The sequence below is a fragment of the Streptomyces caniscabiei genome (assembly GCF_014930365.1).
Lineage (GTDB): Bacteria > Actinomycetota > Actinomycetes > Streptomycetales > Streptomycetaceae > Streptomyces > Streptomyces caniscabiei.
Genome location: NZ_JABXWI010000001.1, coordinates 584,107 through 599,299 on the forward strand (window position 1 = coordinate 584,107; position 15,193 = coordinate 599,299).

The window sequence follows — 15,193 nt, forward strand, 5'->3', positions numbered from 1 at the left end:
TGGAGGTAGTCGCGTGCGTACGCGTTCCCTGGCCGCCGTGTTGAGCGGCGCGCTCGCTCTCTCGGCGTTCGCCGTTCCGGCCGCCCACGCCGACGATGGCCCGGTCATCACCGATGTCGTCGTGAACGGCGGGGCCGCGCTCGCGCTGGGGCCCACCGCGCCCAAGACCTTCAAGGTGAGCGTCACGGCCCGGCACGGCTCCGGGATCGAGAAGATGAGCATCCACGCGCGGCTGCCGTCGTACCTCTATCGGGCATCCGACCGCGGTATCACCTGCGCGGTCGTCAGCGCCACGACCTCGACCTGCACCGGCTCCTGGACCATCGACGCGGGCAGCTTCTACAGCAACGACCCGGCCGACGACCCCTGGTACATCAATGCCTCGGTGACGGCCGGCGACGACAACTGGATGACCACGGACCAGGCCGCCACCTTCACCGTACGGCGGCTCGCCACGCTCGGTGTCAACGCGGCCCCGGAGCCCGTGCGGAAGAACGCCCAGCTCACCGTGACCGGCAGGCTGGCCCGCGCCGACTGGAGGACCCACAAGAGCGCGGGGTACTCGGGGCGGTCGGTGAAGCTTCAGTTCCGTAAGAAGGGGTCGGACACCTACAGCACGGTGAAGACCGTCCGCAGCGGGAGCGGTGGCGCGCTCCGGGCCACCGTCAAGGCCGGCGCCGACGGGTACTGGCGCTGGACCTTCGCCGGCAACAGCACCACCTCGGCGGCCAAGGCCACCGGGGACTACGTCGACGTGCGCTGAGACAGGAGCAGGGCAGACCGACGCGGCGCCCGGACCTCGGTGAGCAGAGGCCGGGCGCCGCGGACGTTCACACGGTCCGGTGTTCCGTCACGAAGTCGTGCGGCCCGCGTTCTTGCGGCGGGTCACGACGAAGATCGCGCCGCCCGCCGCCACCAGGCCCGCCGCGCCGATGGCGATCGGGATGGCGTTGCCGCCGCCCGTCTCGGCGAGGTCGCCGGGCTCACCGCCGTTGGGGGACGGGGCGACCGGGGTGGAGTCCGGGGGGGACGGGGAGGGGGACGACTCGGTCTTCGGGGTGTCGTCGGCCGGCGGCTGATCGGCGGGCGGCTTCTCCTCGGCCGGCGGCTGGTCGTCCGCCGGGGGCTTCTCCTCCGCGGGCGGGTTCTCCTCGGCCGGGGGCTGCTCCGTCGTGCAGTCCTTCGTGCCGCCGTTCCAGGCCGCGATCAGCTTGTCCTTGATGACCGGGCGGTCCGGGCCCTTGGGGACGTCGCCGTGCTCGAAGCCGTCCTTCGCGTCGAGCTTGCCGTCGAACTTCACGGCGCCCCGGTAGAGGTCGACCTGGGCGTAGCAGCCCGCGTCGGGGACGGCGATGTCGAGGGAGTCCGTCGCGCCCTTCTTGACGGTGACCGTGTCGAAGTCGACGAAGACCTGCTCGCCCGAGGTCGCGAAGGTCGGGCCGTGGGCGAGGTAGGAGGCGAGGGAGACCGTGCAGGTCGTGGCGTCGGAGGCGGCGCGGACCTTGATGTGGACCTTGCCGTCGTCGCTGGGCTTGAGGTTCTGGTCGTCGAGCTTGACCCAGTCGGCGAACGTCACGCCGTCCAGCGAGAACTCGCAGCGGTCGGTCTCGGTGGCCGTGCCCGCGCCCTGGCCGGGGGCGTAGCTCTTCTTGCCCCAGCCGTCGCCGCCGCCGGGTGTGTCATGGGCGAAAGCCGGGCCGGAGACCGCCGCGCTCAGCGCAAGAGCGGCGATGCCCGTCCCCACCAGGCGGCTCACGATGACACGTCTCGCTATGGACATGCAGATCCCATTCTCGAACTCGGAACGTCGTACATACGAGACCCCGGGCGCGGCGGCGGCACGGCAGCACAGGGCCGCCGGTAGCCGCGCCGGGGGTGAGTGGTCGAAGAAAACACCGGGCTCAGGGGTCACTTGAGCCACAGGGTGGGGACATCGTTTACCAAGGGGTAGGGGCTGTCAACCTCGGGAAACGCCGGTCGGGCGCGGCGCCGGACGGTCCGTCAGACACATCCGCCCCACGTGCGGTGCACATATGGGACACAAGGGGAATCAGTTCCTCCGGGAGACCATCGAGCGGCCATCGGGACGCCATGCGTTCCTCACGAACACCCCAAGAGCAGACCCCCTCCGCAAAGGGTTCACCAACTCACCTCTTTGCCCAAGGGAGTTGATAGGGGACGGATTTGACAAGCCGCCCGCCGCTCCCGAATCTACGTTCATGACATCCATTTTCATTATCGGCGTCAAGGGTGCCGCCGAGGGCGAGCGGGGTGACGGTCCATGCGTGTGGCCTTCGTAGGCAAGGGCGGCAGCGGCAAGACGACGCTCTCCGCGCTCTTCGCCCGGCACCTCGCCCGGACCGGCGCGCCCCTCGTGGCGATCGACGGTGACATCAACCAGCACCTCGCGCACGCGCTCGGTCTCGACGAGCACTCGGACTTCGGCGCCCCGCCGCTGAGTTCGCGCACCGCCGAGATCAAGGACCTGCTGCGCGGCACCAACCCGCGGATCGTCTCGCGGGAGGCGATGGTCAAGACGACCCCGCCGGGCCGCGGGTCCCGCCTGCTGCGGCTCCTCGGCGACGACGACCTGCACTCCCGGCACGTCGAGCGCGTGGGCGACGTGCCGCTCATGGTCACCGGCGCGTTCGACGAGAGCGACCTCGGGGTGGCCTGCTACCACTCCAAGCTCGGCGCGGTGGAGCTGTACCTCAACCATCTCGTCGACGGGCCCGGCGAGTACGTCGTCGTCGACATGACCGCCGGCGCCGACGCCTTCGCCTCCGGGCTCTTCACCCGGTTCGACATGACCTTCCTGGTCGCGGAACCGACCCGGAAGAGCGTCTCCGTCTACCGGCAGTACCGGGAGCACGCCGCCGAGTTCGGCATCCCGATCGCGGTCGTCGGCAACAAGGTCTCCGGCGAAGACGACCTGCTCTTCCTCAAGGAGCACGTCGGCGACGACCTGTTCGCGTACTGCGTGCAGTCGTCGTACGTCCGCGCGCAGGAACAGGGGCGGCCACAGGGCGAGTTGGAGGCGCACAACCTGCACGCGCTGACCCTGCTGAAGGACGCCGTCGACGCCCGCGTCAAGGACTGGGCCACGTTCCAGCGCCACGCCGTCGAGTTCCACCTCCGCAACGCCGCCGCCTGGGCCAACGACGCCACCGGGCACGACCTGGCCGCCCAGGTGGACCCCGAGTTCCGCCACGGACCTCAGGCGCTTGCCGCCGCCGGGGCCACCGCTCCCTCCATAGCTCCCTAGTCTCCCTCTGATCAGAACAGGACCATTCATGTCGCTCGACGTCTCCCCGCAGCTGCTCGCCGATGCCGAGAAGGGCGAGGTGCGGGAGGAGGAGTTCGTGCAAACGGTGCGTACGTCGCTGCCGTACGCCTACGAGCTCATCGCCTCGCTCGCCGGTGAACTGCGGGCGGGGGCCGCGCCCTTCGCCGACAACCGGACTCCGCCGCCGTCGGAGAAGGAGCGGGGCCAGCTGCTGCGGGCGCTGTCCAGCGACGCGATCCGGGGGAGCCTGGAGCGGCACTTCGGGGTGGCGCTCGCGTTCCAGAACTGCCACCGGGTGGCGGTCTTCCCGCCGGAGGCGCGGGGCGGCGAGACGTACACCCGCTTCACGTCGCTGCGGTCGCAGATCCTGAACCAGTCGCCGGAGTTCCGCGACTGCTGAGCGCCGGACGGCCGATCCCCGCCGGCCGACTCGCGACCCGCCGGTCGGCTGCCTGGCGGTCGGCTGCCTGGCGTGGGATGGGCCTGAATTCGCCGTCGACCGCCCCCTCCGCACCCCTCTCGCGGAGGGGGCGGTCGATTCCGTACTTGGGGGCTCAGGGGGCGTACGGGGGCGCGTCACCGGCGTATCGCTGCACCGGAGGGCGGGGGCCGGTACGGGCGTGTGGGTGGTTCGGGGCCGGTCGCGTGGGCGGCTTCGTCCCTATCGCGCCGTATCCCGCCCGATCGTGATCGGTCCTGGCGGGCTCGGCGGGGCGGTCGGGTGCCTGGCGGGGGCTCGGCGGAGCCGTGAGCGGTCCGGTGCGTGCCGGTCCGTGCGCCATGGCGTGCGGTCGTGCGATATGCGCCGTCACAAGTTGGCCTGCCTGCGATCACACAAGGTGAATAATGGGGCCTGAGGGCGTCTCAGCGACAGAGAGGGTCGCCGTGGGGACCGACAGGGACAGTGCCGTTTCCCGTCAGCGCTTCGACGTGGCCGACGCCGCGCCGTTGCTGATCGACGCGGACGGGTTCGTGACGAGTTGGACCCGGGACGCCGAGCTGCTCTTCGGGTATCCGGCGGCCGAGATCCTGGGCCGCAGCGTCCGTACGCTCCTGGTCGAGGGGGACGGCGAACGCATCGGCGCACTGGCCGAGACCCATCGCGCCCTCGGCGGCTGGTCCGGCATCCTCACCGCCCGCCACCGCGACGGCCACCCCCTCAAGGTGATGGTCCGCGTCGTCCCCACCCGCGAGGAACCGCCCGCCGCGCCGGGTGAGGCGGGGAGCGGAGCGGCGGGGGAGGGCGGGCGCGTACCCGTTCGGGAGGGCCATGGCCGGCCGGCCGCCGGAGACACCGGGGGCCCGCCCAAGCCCGCACCGCCCAAGCCCGCGCCGCCACGCACCGCGGCACCGGTGGCGCAGGGAGCCCCTCAGCCGCCCGTGTCCCCCGCGGGGCACGCCGGGCGCGTCCGGTCGGCCGCCCAGCACTCCGGTGGTCCCACGGCCCGGCAGGCGGCCCCGGCCCCCGGCTCCCCGCCTCCCGCCGCGTCCCCCTCCGCCCGTCTGCCCTTCTCTCCCTCCCCGTCCGCCCCCGCACGCCCCTCGCCGTCCGCGCCCCCTCCCCCCGCCGACCCTCTCAGGCCCGCCCACTGGGTCGCTCTCGTGTCCGATGCCACGCGAGCGCCCGGCTGGGACATGAGCCGGACCGTGCTGGAGCGGATGACCGCGTGGTCGCCGGTCGGGATCGCGATCGTGGACACGGAGCTGCGGTTCGTGTGGTCGAACGCGGCGTTGGAGCGGTTCGGCGGCGGCCGGGCGCACGAGAGGGTGGGGCTGCGGCTCGCGGAGGTGCAGCCGGGGCTGGACGCCGAGCGCATCGAGGCGCAGATGCGGAAGGTGCTGGAGACGGGCGTCCCGGTGCTGGACTACGAGCACGTGGGCCGGGTGCGCTCCGCGCCGCACCGCGAGACCGCGCACGCGATGTCGTTCACCCGGCTGGAGGACGACCACGGGCGGCCCATCGGCGTGTACTACACGGTGGTCGACGTGTCGGAGCGGCACCGCGCCCGCACCCGGCTCGCCCTGCTGGACCGCGCCGGTGAACACATCGGCCGCACCCTCGACGTACGGCGCACGGCGCAGGAGCTGGCGGACGTGGTCGTACCGGCGCTCGCCGACTTCGTGACCGTGGACCTGCTGGACTCGGTGCTGCGCGGCGCCGAGCCGGGTCCCCTCGGCGACGGTTCCGTCCCGCTGCGGCGGGTGGCCCAGCAGTCCGTGCACGACGGGGTGCCGGAGGCGGTGCTGGAGGTCGGCGCGGTCGCCGCGTACGCGGCCGGATCGCCCCCCGTGCGGGCGCTGGTCGACGGCCGTTCGTGGTCCGAGCCGCGGCTGGACCCCCTGTCGGCGGAGTGGGCGAGGGCGGTCCCGGGCGCGCGGACGGTGCCCGCGGAGGCGCTCGGACTGCACAGTGTGATGATCGTTCCGGTGCGGGCGCGCGGTATCACGCTCGGCATCACCACGTTCTTCCGGCGCGACCGGCTGGACCCCTTCGACGCGGTCGACCTCGGCCTCGCCGAGGAACTGGTCGGCCGGGCGGCCGTCTGCGTCGACAACGCCCGCCGGTACACGCGCGAGCGCGACGCGGCCCTCGTCCTCCAGCGCAGCCTGCTGCCGCGCCGGCTGCCCGAGCAGGACGCGGCCGAGGTCGCCGTCCGCTACCGGCCCGCCGACGAACTGACCGGTCTCGGCGGCGACTGGTACGACGTCATCCCGCTCTCCGGCGCCCGTGTCGCGCTCGTCGTCGGCGAGGTCGCCGGGCACGGCATCGACGGCGCCGCCGCCATGGGCCGCCTCCGTACGGCCGTACGCACTCTCGCCGACCTGGACCTGCCGCCGGACGAGGTGCTGGCCCACCTCGACGACATGGTGGCGAAGTCGGCGCGGCAGGAGGGTGCCGAGCCGGGCGGGGGCAGCGGGCAGACCGTCGGGGCGCGCTGTCTGTACGTGGTCCACGACCCGGTGTCGGGCCGGTGCGCCATGGCCGCGGCGGGGCCGTTCACCCCGGCGCTGGTCGCCCCGGACGGCACGGTCACCTTCCCCGAGCTTCCCGAGGGGCCCGCGCTCGGTGTCGGCCAGCAGCCGTTCGAGGCGCTGGAGCTGGACCTTCCCGAGGGCACGGTGATCGCCCTGCACACCGACGGGCTGCTGGCCGGGGCCTCGCGGGAGGTGCTGTGCCGTGCCCTGGCCCGGCCCGAGCCCTCCCTCGAACGGCACGCCCAACGGGTGCTGGACTCCCTCGCGCCGGCCCGCCCCACCGACGACGTCGCCCTCCTGCTGGCCCGCACCCGGCGCCTGCCCGCGCACCGGGTGGCGTCCTGGGAGCTGCCGGCGGACCCGGCGCTGGTCGCGGAGGCCCGCAAGACCACCACACGGCAGCTCGGGGCGTGGGGGCTGGACGAGCTGGCGTTCACGACCGAACTGATCGTCAGCGAGCTGGTCACCAACGCGATCCGGCACGCGGACGGGCCCATCCTGCTCCGGCTCGTCCTCGAACGCACCCTGATCTGCGAGGTGTTCGACGGCGGTGCCACCGCGCCCCACCTGCGCCACCCGCGCACCACCGACGAGGGCGGCCGCGGCCTGTTCCTCATCTCCCAGTTCACCCAGCGCTGGGGCACCCGCTTCCTCCCGGAGGGCAAGGTCATCTGGGCGGAACAGTCACTCGCCGAACAGTCACTCGTGGAAGAGCCGTCCGCCGAGCCGTCGGTCTGACCTACCGTCAATCCGGCGGGTACGCCATGTGGGGCCCCCTCCGCTGACCCGACCGGATGAACCCGCCGGGCCGGGCCCTGTCCCGCACCGCCTCCCCCGTCCCCTCCCCCCACCCCTTCACCTCCCCCGAATCTCCACATTTCCGGCATCCCGCCCGGCACTCCCTCCCCCCTCCCGTGCCCCGTTCAGCCTGATTAGTGCCGGTTGGCACTTCATATGAATGCAGGGGTCGGCTTCGGGCACCGGGCTCCGTCGCCTCGGCAGACATCAGGGAGAAGAGGGACGTGGTGAAGCGAAGAACACCGGGGGGTGTGGGTCTGGCCCTGGCCGTCACGGCGGCGCTGGTGGTCGGACTGGCCGGTGAGGCGGTCCCCGCCGCCCCCGGCGGCACCGGCACCGCCGACGGCAGGGCCCCCGGCGACGGCAACGTGACCGTACGGGTCGTCAACGACGTGGACACCGACGGGGCGTACGACCACGGTCTGGAGAAGGGCAGGGCCGGTGTAAGGGTCACGCTCACCGACGACCACGGCACCGTGGAGACCCTCACCACCAACGCGTACGGCGTCGCCTGGTTCCAGCCGTCGGCCTCCCCGCTGCGCGGCGGCACGTACCGCGTCCAGGCCTACAACCCCGACTCCCGCACGCTCCAGCCGGCGGTCGCGGGCCTCGGCGACGGACCGGGTGTCATGCGCAGCAGCGTCGGTTTCGTGAACGTCTCCGGCGGCCGCAACGTGACGTACACGACCGGCTTCTGGGAGCCGGGGGTCTACTGCCAGGAGAACCCCGACCTGGTGACCTGCAACCTGACGAAGGGCGACGCGCCCGACACCCACAAGGGCCTGGTGCGGTTCGCGGGGAGCTTCTCCGACACCCACCCCGGCGGCACGGTCACCCGGCTGACCAACAACCAGCAGCAGGGGGCCGTGTTCGGCATCGGCAACGACCGGACCGGCAACACCTACCTGGGCACGCTGGTCAAGCGGCACGCCGGCTACGGCCCGGCCGGCGCGACCAACACGATCTACCGCCGCAACAGCGCCTCCGGAGTGAGCACCTTCGTCACCCTGCCGGGCCTGCTGACCGAGCACGACGAGGCCGAGGACTGGCTGCGCGACAACCCTGTCTACAGCAGGGTCGGCCGGGAGGGCATCGGCGACGTCGACGTCTCCGGAGACGGCAGGACCCTCTACGCGGTCAGCCTCAACGACTCCCGCCTGTACTCCGTACCGATCCGCGGCACCGGAGACGGCGTCTACCCGGGCACCTACCGCTCGCACGTCATCCCCCGGCCGGAGGAGTGCGCCGGTCACTGGCACCCGTACGGCATCGGGGTGCGCGGCGGCCGGGTGCTCGTCGGCGGGGTGTGCGGCGCGGAGAACACCGTCACCAGGAGCGTCCCGTGGGGCGACCCCGCGCAGGTCACCTCGCACGTCTACGAGTTCACCCGGGGTTCGTTCCGCCCGCTGTTCAGCACGGCGATGAACTACCCGCGCGGCTGCGCCCACCGGTTCACCGGGCCGCCCGCGACCGCCCCCCGCTGCGCCAAGCCCGCCACCGTCGGCAGCCCGCTGAGCGCCATGTGGGAGGCGTGGAACCAGCGCGTCCCCACTCCCGGCCGTCTCTCCTTCGTCTCCGCGCCGCAGCCGATCCTGTCCAACATCGAGATCGCGGACAACGGCGACCTGATCCTCGGCTTCCGCGACCGGTTCGCCGACATGCAGGGCACGGCGACGTACCCCTTCAACGCCCCCCGCGACGCCGCCAAGGTCCGGGCCGTCGCCGCCGGTGACGTCCTGCGGGTGTGCGCGTCCCGTACGACGTACACGCTGGAGAACAACGCCCGCTGCGACGCGCTCTACGGCGCGCTGCCCAACAACGACGAGGGGCCGGGCCACGGCGAGTTCTACGCCGACTCGACGAAGCTCCCGGACGTCCACGAGGACCAGGTCACCCAGGGCGGCACGGCCCTCCTGCCGTACCGGAACAAGCTGTGGAGCACGGTCCACGACCCGTTCGACGAGCACTCCTGGGAGCAGGGCGTACGCCGCTGGAACGCCACCAAGGGCAAGACCGAGGGCAACCTCCTGGTGCAGCGGACCTGGAGCGCCGACGCGGCGCGGCGGGCCATGCTGTTCGGCGAGGGCAACGGCCTCGCCGACCTGGAGCTGATCTGCGACCGGGCACCCGTCCAGGTCGGCAACCGCGTCTGGTTCGACACCGACGGCGACGGCGTCCAGGACCCGTCCGAGCCGCCGGTCAAGGGCGTGAAGGTGACGCTCCACCCGACGTCGTCGTCCGGCCCGGACCTCGTCACGTACACCGACGGCAACGGCGAGTACTACGTCGGCAGCCAGCACCAGGGCGGGCTGCGGCCGAACACCACCTACCGGGTCACCTTCGACCACGGCGGCGTGGACACCGGCGCGCTGCCGGGCCGGCCGAGCCGCGCCTCGCTCAAGTGGACGGCCCGCGGAGCCGGTTCGAACCGCGCGATCGACTCCGACGTCGACGCCTACGGCCGGACCACGGTCCGCGTCGGCGACGCCGGCCATGTGAACCACACGGTCGACGCCGGTCTCACCCAGTCGGTGCGGCTGACGCTCGTGAAGCTCGACAGGAAGAGCGGCAAGCCGTTGCCCGGCGCGGTGTTCGAGCTGTGGCAGGACACCAACCGGGTCCGCGGTCTCCAGCGCCACGGCCTGGGCAAGGACCGGTTCGTCAACGACTGCGCCACCTCCCGCACCGGCCGCTGCTCCTTCGGCTCACTCCTGCCGGGCACGTACTTCCTGGTGGAGACGGACGTCCCCGAGGGCTACCTCAAGCCGAGACGACCGGTCACCGGGCCGTACGTCCTCACCCCGGGGAACGCCGCCCGGGGGAACGGGCTGTTGGTGAAGCTGTTCAACACACGGGGCGAGGCCTGCAAGGGCAAGAAGTGCTGACGCCGGTGCCCGTTCGGCCCAGCAGGACGTCTCCGGGGCGGGCCGGATGCCGTATCTCTGGGAGGGGGTTCGGCGACTGAGCGAGACCCGGAGGCCGCGTTGACGGGACGAAGGACACGGAAGGCCCGCAGGACACAGAAGAGCCGGATATGTGTGGTCGCGGTGCTGTCGTCCGCCCTGGTGGGGTGGACGGCGGCACCCGCCGCCGCGACAGCGCCCGCCGCCGCGACAGCGCCCGCCGCCGCGACAGCGCCCGCCGTCGCGGCGGCGCCCGCGCCGGAGTGCGCGGCGCGGACCGGCCCCTACCAGTGGGACCTGGAGCGCCATCTCAAGCTCCCGGAGGACGGCCGGCAGTCCACCGCCGACTGCGGGGCGATCCGCGCCTTCCAGCAGCGTACGGGCGTGAAACCGGCCGACGGCTACGCGGGCCTCGCCACCTACCGCACCATGCTGGTGGTGCAGGCCCGCGCCAACCCCAACGCGGCCGGGAAGTGCCCGGTGCGGACGTACCAGGTGACGTGCGTGGACCTCGACCGTCAGCTGGTGTGGGTGCAGCGGGGCAAGCAGGTGATCTACGCCCCGGTGCCGGCGCGTACCGGCAGGGACGGCGAGGAGACCCGTACCGGCTGGCACACGGTCTACTGGAGGAACCGCGACCATTTCTCCGACCTGTACAACAACGCGCCGATGCCCTTCGCCCAGTTCTTCAACGACGGGCAGGCCTTCCACGGCGTCCTCGACGACCTCTTCCGCGGCGGCTCGCACGGCTGTGTGAACCTCCGCTACGCCGACGCCGAGCGCCTGTGGCGCGTCATGCACGAGGACGACGCCGTCTACGTCTGGGGCGCCAAGCCGGGGACCTGGCGCTCGACGGTCCCGCCGGTCAGCCGTGGATGACCGAGGCGGTCCAGGTGTTGACGTGGCCCGTGACCGCCTGGTCCTTGAGGACGGGCTTGCCCACGGACCGGACCCTCGGGGTGGCCTTCCAGGTGACGTCGGCGCGGGCGATGCCCTTGACGGCGACCTTGACCGCGCCGCCCTTGATGGCGACGGCGGCGTTGACGTTGGTCACGCCGGCCACGGCGCGGGCGCCGCGCTGCACCTTGCCGCCCGCGATCTTGTAGTGCAGGGTCAGCTTCTCGCTGGTGACGGGGATGCCGAAGATGGTCTCGGTCGCGGTGTAGGCGACGGAGACGGCGCCCTTGCTCTTCCTGGGCGCGACCACGTGGACGAACTTCACGTCCTGGTTGTACGAGGTCACCGTCCTCAGCGGACGGTTGAGGTCGCCCTTGAGCTGGCGGAACAGCGACGCGTAGATCTTGCCGTTCTGCAGGTGCCCGACGAACCTCGACTGCTTGGCCGCCGGCAGCGCCGAGAAGCTCCGCAGCGTCTGCTTGGCCTCCGGCGTCTTCTGCGCCTTGAGGTAGGCCGTGTAGCTCTTGACCGTCAGCTTCGCCGGAAGTTTCGCGACAGCGTCGTGCGCGGGCGCGGACGCTGACGCGGCCGGGGTCAGGACCGCCAGGGCCGTTGCCCCCGCGACGGCGACGGTGGTCAGGCGACGTGTGGTGATGCTGTGCACAGTGTTCCCCCTGTGATCGATGTGTCCCTCGATGCGCGTCGACGAGCCTAGGGAGAGCCCGGCCCGGCCGAAATTGTCCTTTGGTGCAGTGACCTCCGGGGATGGCCGTCTGTGACGTGCCCGTGTCATTACGGGGGTGCTTCTTGTCAGTAGCGGACGCTAAGTTGGGGGGAGATCGCCGCCGCACCCGGGGCACGGGGCTCTGTCGGGAAAGCGGCATCGGGAAGGGCCGACCAATGACCAAGAGGTCTGACGTAGGAGACACGGCCTGCGCCTACCGGCGCACGGGGGCCGATCCGGTTCGCGACATCAGCAGGCTCAAGACACTGACCGAACGGGAGAAGGAAGTCCTGCTTCTGCTGGGAACGGGCCTGGGAAACCGGCAGTTGGCCAGGGAGCTCGGTATCGCCGAGCGGACGGTGAAGGCGCACGTCGCGCGCATAGTGGAGAAACTGGAGCAGCAGACACGGCTCCAGGCCGCGGTGCTCTCCGTCCTCGCCCATGAGCTGCTGTGCGCCGATCCACGGTGCGCGTGCGGTTCCGCCGCTCCCCTGTCCCGGCTCGTCGGGGCGTCCGCCGTCTGATCCACAGCCGCGTTTTGGCATTCACTTGTGGAAATTTTGACCATTCGCTGAATACGCGGCCCGACCATCCGCCGACCACCCATCGACATCACTTCCGCACCACTTCGGCGACCAGGACAACCCGGACGACTCCGGCGGCCTACGGGGTGAATGCGAACATGTCGGTCTGAGCGGAGGGGCCCCACAGCGGGCCCCTCCTTCGCCATCACCACGACGTACGGCGGGAGTTGACGCATGAGACGCCCCTCGCGGCGGGCCCGGATCGCGATCGGGACGGCCCTGGGCGCGGTGGCGGTCGCCGTACCGCTGGTGGCCCACGAGGTCTCCTCGCCCGCCCTGGACCTCCGGCCGGCCGCCCGCGCCGCGGACCCGGCCTGCGCCCGGATCGCCGACCGCTACCCCGACCGCGTCGCGGGCGAGTCCCGCGACCCCGTCTCCGTCACCGGCGTCACCTCCTGGGGCAACGGCGGCGTGGTGCTGCGCTGCGGGCTGGAACCGCCGGACGAGACCGTCGACCCGTGCGTCGAGGTCGACGGCGTCGACTGGGTGTTCCGGGAGGACCGCTCCACCGGCTCCGGCTACCGCGTCCTCATCACCTACGGCCGCGACCCCGCCGTCCAGGCCTTCGTCGACGACCGGATCACGGCGATCGACAGCGTCCTGGTCGACCTCAGCGACGTGGTGCGGCCGATCGGGCGGGCGCCGGACGACGCGTGCGTGTCCACGGCCGACGCCACCCCGCGCTGACAAGATCCGGAGCGGCCAAGGCCGGTCCAGGGACCGCCTCAGACCACGTGGGGGCCACCGCTCAGACGGCCCGAGGGGGCCGTCGGGACGAGACGGTCGTAGCGCCAGGCGGACAGCCCCAGAGCCATCAGGAACTGCAGGTCCAGCAGGGCGACGGTCATCAGCGCGAAGGCCCAGTCGACCGCCTCGCCCGGACCCTCGCCCGCCCACAGGCCGTTCGCCACCAGCGACAGCAGATACAGCGCCGCGTACACCGAGATGTCGATGGTCGCGGTGCGCCAGCGCGACAGCGCGGGGAGCGTTTTGCGGACGACCGTCAGCACGGCCACCGCCACCAGCGGGAAGAGCAGTCCCACGCCGCCGACGAGGGCCCACGAGCCCCCTCCGGCCCCGATGCTCAGCACGGCCACCCCCCACAGCCATGAGGGAAGGGTCACCACGGCCGCGTACTCGACCGCTCTGCGCCAAGGCGTGATCATCTGCGCTCCTCGCATCCCCGTACGTCACCGGCGGTCAACCGCTGACCACAGCAGTGTCCCAGCCATCCCGACGAGGCCGATCGGCAGGATCCTCCGGGGAGTTGCTTAGGGCCCTTCTGATGGATCTCCGTGGAGGAAGGAGCGGCGTCGTGGGGGTCCCTCCCGCTCGAGCGGAGCCGAGAGTGGGGGAGCGTGCGCTCGGCGTGCGGTGTGAAGGGTCTTGTGGCGGAGCCACCTGGCCCTTCACACCGTGCGGCGAGCGGGCGTGCCGGACGTCGTGACGCCGCGGAGATCCATCAGAAGGGCCCTAAGCTGTACGGCGATGAAGACGAACCCCCGTGCGGCCCTGTGCGCGGTGGTGGCCGGGCTCGCGATGACGGGCTGTGCCACGCCGAAGCCGCTGCCCGCCGATGTGGAACAGGCCGACGGGGGTGGGTTGTTCAAGAGCATCCCGGTCGGTGAGCGGCCCGTCGCGCCCGACCTCTCCGGCGGCACGGTCGACGGCGGATCCGTCCGGCTCTCCGACTACCGCGGTCAGGTCGTCGTCGTGAACGCCTGGGCCTCCACATGCGGTCCCTGTCGCGTCGAGTCGCCCGATCTGGAGCGTGCGCACCGGGAGTTGAAGGGGCGGGACGTCCAGGTGCTGGGCGTCAGCACCGACGCGTCGCGACCGAACGCGCTCGCCTTCGAGCGGGACCTCGGCCTGTCCTACCCGAGCCTGTACGACCCCGGCGGCAAGCAGTTCCTGAAGCTGCCGGACGGACTGGTGAACCCGCGGATCCTGCCCTTCACCCTCTTCGTCGACCGTGCGGGCCGGATCGCCGGGGCCGTACAGAGCACGGTGACGGAGGAGGACGTGCGGAGCGTGGTCACGCCGATGCTGGAGGAGGAGTAGCGGAGGCGGCGAGGGCTGCGGCGAGCGCTGCGGTGCGGGCGGCGGACCGCGCTCGGGCCTCGTCCGAGGAGCCGTCGTCTTCGCCGGAGCCGGCGGACCGCTCGCCGGACGGCGCCTTCGTGCCGGGGGCCTTTGTCGCTTTCTTCGGCTTCTTCGGCTTCTTCGGCTTCTTCTTCTCTTCCTTCTTCTCCTTCTCTTCCTTCAGGAGGGTCTGGAGGCGCTTGATGCCGGCCTTCGCCGCCTCGGTGGTGGCGCTGTCGTCGATGCCGTAGAGGCCGCCGTGGGTGAGGAGGGCGGCGGTGTCGCCGACGCGCACCGTGGCGAGGTCGAGGGTGAGGGCGCTCTCGTCGCTCTCCGGGTCACCGCTGACGGTCAGCCGCAGGCCCTGGCGGGCGTCACCGAGATTGCCGGGCAGTTCGACGGGAGCGACCTCGGCGCCGTACTCCCGCCCCTGAACCCCCGTGATGGTGAACTCCTCGCACTCACCCACGAGTTGGCCGAGGCGACGGAGGCGGGCGTCGACGTCGGCCTTGTCGTACGCGCCGACCTGGTAGCGCAGCTGGGCGCCGTACTCGTAGTCGTCGAAGCCGGTGACGGCCGTGCCGCCCCTGGGCTCGCCGAGGACGTCCTCGGCATAGATCCCGTCGAGGAGCGGCTGGCACTCGGGGCGGTCGGTGCGGCCCTTGAGCAGGCCGTCGCGCCAGGTCGCCGCGCCCTGGGTGCCGGACCAGGCGTCGCCGAGGTCGTCCTGGCGGAGCAGGGCGCTCCGGGCGCGGGCGTCGGTGAGTGCGGAGGCGGCCGGGGCGGTGGGCGAGGCGGAGGCCGTCGTCTCGTCGACGGAGGCGGCCTCGGGGAAGCCGCGGGGGTGCCCGGGGTCGTCCACGACACAGCCCGCCGCCCCCGCGAGCATCCCTAGGGCCAGGACCCGGGCGAGAACACGGTACGGACGACGCATGGCGGAGCC

At 72.1% G+C, this 15,193-nt stretch carries 13 protein-coding genes; 9 read left to right on the top strand and 4 right to left on the bottom strand.

Annotation, left to right across the window (positions count from 1 at the left end):
• Positions 1-13 precede the first annotated feature (13 nt).
• Positions 14-763: a calcium-binding protein gene (locus HW837_RS02870; protein WP_193379396.1), complete on the top strand. Its 750-nt coding sequence runs from the start codon at positions 14-16 to the stop codon at positions 761-763.
• Between the two features lie 87 nt (positions 764-850).
• On the opposite strand, the gene HW837_RS02875 is transcribed toward HW837_RS02870, so the two are convergent.
• Positions 851-1,780, bottom strand: coding sequence for an LAETG motif-containing sortase-dependent surface protein (locus HW837_RS02875; RefSeq protein WP_193379395.1), 930 nt, complete (start codon positions 1,778-1,780; stop codon positions 851-853).
• Between the two features lie 501 nt (positions 1,781-2,281).
• Between HW837_RS02875 and HW837_RS02880 the strand changes: the two genes are divergently transcribed.
• The 5 genes from HW837_RS02880 to HW837_RS02900 all read left to right on the top strand — a co-directional run bounded on the left by HW837_RS02880 (position 2,282) and on the right by HW837_RS02900 (position 10,842).
• Complete coding sequence (locus HW837_RS02880; protein WP_045558630.1) at positions 2,282-3,265, top strand: ATP-binding protein; 984 nt, start codon at positions 2,282-2,284, stop codon at positions 3,263-3,265.
• A gap of 28 nt (positions 3,266-3,293) precedes the next feature.
• Complete coding sequence (locus HW837_RS02885; RefSeq protein WP_045558629.1) at positions 3,294-3,686, top strand: SCO5389 family protein; 393 nt, start codon at positions 3,294-3,296, stop codon at positions 3,684-3,686.
• A 485-nt stretch (positions 3,687-4,171) separates the two neighbouring features.
• Positions 4,172-7,000, top strand: a complete 2,829-nt coding sequence (locus HW837_RS02890; protein WP_193379394.1) for a SpoIIE family protein phosphatase — start codon at positions 4,172-4,174, stop codon at positions 6,998-7,000.
• 284 nt (positions 7,001-7,284) lie between these two features.
• Positions 7,285-9,945 (top strand): SdrD B-like domain-containing protein, encoded by a 2,661-nt coding sequence (locus HW837_RS02895; RefSeq protein ID WP_234442584.1) that lies wholly within the window; start codon positions 7,285-7,287, stop codon positions 9,943-9,945.
• Between the two features lie 153 nt (positions 9,946-10,098).
• Positions 10,099-10,842, top strand: coding sequence for a L,D-transpeptidase (locus tag HW837_RS02900; protein WP_193383069.1), 744 nt, complete (start codon positions 10,099-10,101; stop codon positions 10,840-10,842).
• Here the strand turns inward: HW837_RS02900 and HW837_RS02905 are convergent.
• Entirely contained in the window at positions 10,829-11,524 is a 696-nt protein-coding gene (locus tag HW837_RS02905) for a hypothetical protein (protein WP_045558626.1), read from the bottom strand. The two genes, HW837_RS02900 and HW837_RS02905, sit on opposite strands and share 14 nt — an antisense overlap.
• 236 nt (positions 11,525-11,760) lie before the next feature.
• Between HW837_RS02905 and HW837_RS02910 the strand changes: the two genes are divergently transcribed.
• Both HW837_RS02910 and HW837_RS02915 read left to right on the top strand, forming a co-directional pair.
• Positions 11,761-12,108: a LuxR C-terminal-related transcriptional regulator gene (locus HW837_RS02910; protein ID WP_045558625.1), complete on the top strand. Its 348-nt coding sequence runs from the start codon at positions 11,761-11,763 to the stop codon at positions 12,106-12,108.
• A gap of 234 nt (positions 12,109-12,342) precedes the next feature.
• Entirely contained in the window at positions 12,343-12,855 is a 513-nt protein-coding gene (locus HW837_RS02915) for a DUF3515 family protein (RefSeq protein ID WP_193379393.1), read from the top strand.
• 38 nt (positions 12,856-12,893) lie between these two features.
• On the opposite strand, the gene HW837_RS02920 is transcribed toward HW837_RS02915, so the two are convergent.
• Positions 12,894-13,334: a hypothetical protein gene (locus HW837_RS02920; RefSeq protein WP_052682909.1), complete on the bottom strand. Its 441-nt coding sequence runs from the start codon at positions 13,332-13,334 to the stop codon at positions 12,894-12,896.
• Positions 13,335-13,656: 322 nt separating this feature from the next.
• On the opposite strand from HW837_RS02920, the gene HW837_RS02925 reads away from it, so the two are divergent.
• Positions 13,657-14,229 (top strand): TlpA family protein disulfide reductase, encoded by a 573-nt coding sequence (locus tag HW837_RS02925; protein ID WP_045558623.1) that lies wholly within the window; start codon positions 13,657-13,659, stop codon positions 14,227-14,229.
• On the opposite strand, the gene HW837_RS02930 is transcribed toward HW837_RS02925, so the two are convergent.
• Positions 14,204-15,184, bottom strand: coding sequence for a hypothetical protein (locus tag HW837_RS02930; RefSeq protein WP_045558622.1), 981 nt, complete (start codon positions 15,182-15,184; stop codon positions 14,204-14,206). The two genes, HW837_RS02925 and HW837_RS02930, sit on opposite strands and share 26 nt — an antisense overlap.
• Positions 15,185-15,193 lie beyond the last annotated feature (9 nt).

What these genes read in the sequence shown, in the direction of transcription:
- HW837_RS02925 (WP_045558623.1), top strand. Translation starts at nt 13,657, where the DNA reads ATGAAGACGAACCCCCGTGCGGCCCTGTGCGCGGTGGTGGCCGGGCTC.
- HW837_RS02880 (WP_045558630.1), top strand. Translation starts at nt 2,282, where the DNA reads ATGCGTGTGGCCTTCGTAGGCAAGGGCGGCAGCGGCAAGACGACGCTC.
- HW837_RS02930 (WP_045558622.1), bottom strand. Translation starts at nt 15,184, where the DNA reads ATGCGTCGTCCGTACCGTGTTCTCGCCCGGGTCCTGGCCCTAGGGATG.
- HW837_RS02885 (WP_045558629.1), top strand. Translation starts at nt 3,294, where the DNA reads ATGTCGCTCGACGTCTCCCCGCAGCTGCTCGCCGATGCCGAGAAGGGC.
- HW837_RS02910 (WP_045558625.1), top strand. Translation starts at nt 11,761, where the DNA reads ATGACCAAGAGGTCTGACGTAGGAGACACGGCCTGCGCCTACCGGCGC.
- HW837_RS02915 (WP_193379393.1), top strand. Translation starts at nt 12,343, where the DNA reads ATGAGACGCCCCTCGCGGCGGGCCCGGATCGCGATCGGGACGGCCCTG.
- HW837_RS02875 (WP_193379395.1), bottom strand. Translation starts at nt 1,780, where the DNA reads ATGTCCATAGCGAGACGTGTCATCGTGAGCCGCCTGGTGGGGACGGGC.
- HW837_RS02920 (WP_052682909.1), bottom strand. Translation starts at nt 13,334, where the DNA reads ATGATCACGCCTTGGCGCAGAGCGGTCGAGTACGCGGCCGTGGTGACC.